1 protein-coding gene is annotated in these 754 nt (G+C 71.6%); it reads right to left on the bottom strand.

The window, feature by feature from the left end:
• A partial coding sequence (locus tag KZA10_RS16640) for a hypothetical protein (protein ID WP_218683452.1) occupies positions 1 to 714 on the bottom strand: 714 nt, incomplete at its 3' end.
• Positions 715 to 754 lie beyond the last annotated feature (40 nt).

Genomic DNA, 754 nt, shown 5'->3' with positions numbered 1-754 from the left:
GCCGGGAGACAGCGGCGCCGCCGTCACGGCCACGGCCACGGGCGGCGTGACGGTGAGCCCCATCCGCTTCATGCGACGAACGGTGTCGAGCACTCCCCCGCCGTAGCCGATCAGGAAGCGCGGGCGCACCCTGTTCCACCGCTCGACGAACTCCCGGACGGAGGCGTCGGTGATCTGGAAGGCGTCCAGCTGCACGCGTCGCGACGGCAGCCAGCCGAGATCGTGGCGGATCCGGGCGGCGCCGGTCAGGACATGCCGCGTCACGATCCCACGGTCATCCCAGGGCTTCACGCCCCACCAGTCGAAGAGGCGCCATTCCAGCGCGCGAGCAGGGAACCGCAGATCACGCAGCAGGTGCAGCGGCAGACCGGTGCTGCCACCGGTCCGGGACACGACGCTCGTCCGCGAGTCGGCCTCGTCGGTGCGGATGCGCTCGAAGTTCTCGCGCAGCATCGCCTTGTCCACGATCGGCAGCGACGCGAACGCCGCGGGATCACGCAGGTCGTCGTCCGTGATCCCGTGGGCGGAGTAGAGGTCGCGGTAGAACGCGCTGTGCCCGAAGGCGAACCGGGCGTGCGCGATGGACCGCTCGGCGCTCACCTGGGCGATCCGCTCCGGCGAGAGGGCATCCATCGCGAGGAACTCGCGATACGCCTCGGTGCTGCTGCGACCGCCGACCGCGGTCTTGAGCCGGAATGCCGCTTCGCGCATCATGCCTCCACCGCCCGCCCGCGGGGGCGCACCCGCGCCAGCC

Origin of the sequence: Microbacterium sp. BF1 (assembly GCF_019279095.1) — a bacterium.
GTDB classification, from domain to species: domain Bacteria; phylum Actinomycetota; class Actinomycetes; order Actinomycetales; family Microbacteriaceae; genus Microbacterium; species Microbacterium maritypicum.
Note: the sequence above shows the minus strand (reverse complement) of the source record. Positions and strands in the feature narration are given on the sequence as shown.